We start from the raw sequence: 550 nt of genomic DNA, 5'->3' as shown, positions 1-550 counted from the left end.
TGACGGTCCAGGCGCGGACTTCTTCGACACCGGCGGTGAAGTAGGTCTGCAGGTGCAGCATTTCGTAGCCGGCGCGGATCACGCGGTTCAGGCCAGGCTCTTCCAGGCCCAGGGCCTCGAGGAACATGTCCTTCTCTTCGCCGTCATCGAGCTCGGCGATTTCTGCTTCGATCTTGTTGCAGACCGGAACGACCATCGCGCCTTCTTCTTCGGCGATGGCGCGAACCACGTCCAGGTGCGGGTTGTTCTCGAAACCGTCTTCAGCGACGTTGGCGATGTACATGACCGGTTTGGTGGTCAGCAGGTGGAAGCCCTTGATCACCGCTTTTTCGTCGGTGCTCATGTTCTTCATCAGGCTGCGTGCCGGCTTGGCTTCGGTGAAGTGCGCGATCAGTTGCTCAAGCAGAGCCTTCTGAACCACGGCGTCCTTGTCACCACCCTTGGCGTTACGCGCGACTTTCTGCAGTTGCTTCTCGCAGCTGTCGAGGTCGGCGAAGATCAGTTCCAGATCGATGATTTCGATGTCGCGTTTCGGGTCGACGCTGTTGGA

The 550-nt window shown here is 59.1% G+C and carries 1 pseudogene; it reads right to left on the bottom strand.

Annotated features, from left to right (window positions below):
• Positions 1–550, bottom strand: a pseudogene (ychF, locus tag BK660_RS31260) (redox-regulated ATPase YchF); the annotation flags it as partial.

The organism is Pseudomonas brassicacearum (assembly GCF_003732265.1).
Lineage (GTDB): Bacteria > Pseudomonadota > Gammaproteobacteria > Pseudomonadales > Pseudomonadaceae > Aquipseudomonas > Aquipseudomonas brassicacearum_D.
This window is presented reverse-complemented; position numbering and strand designations above follow the sequence as displayed.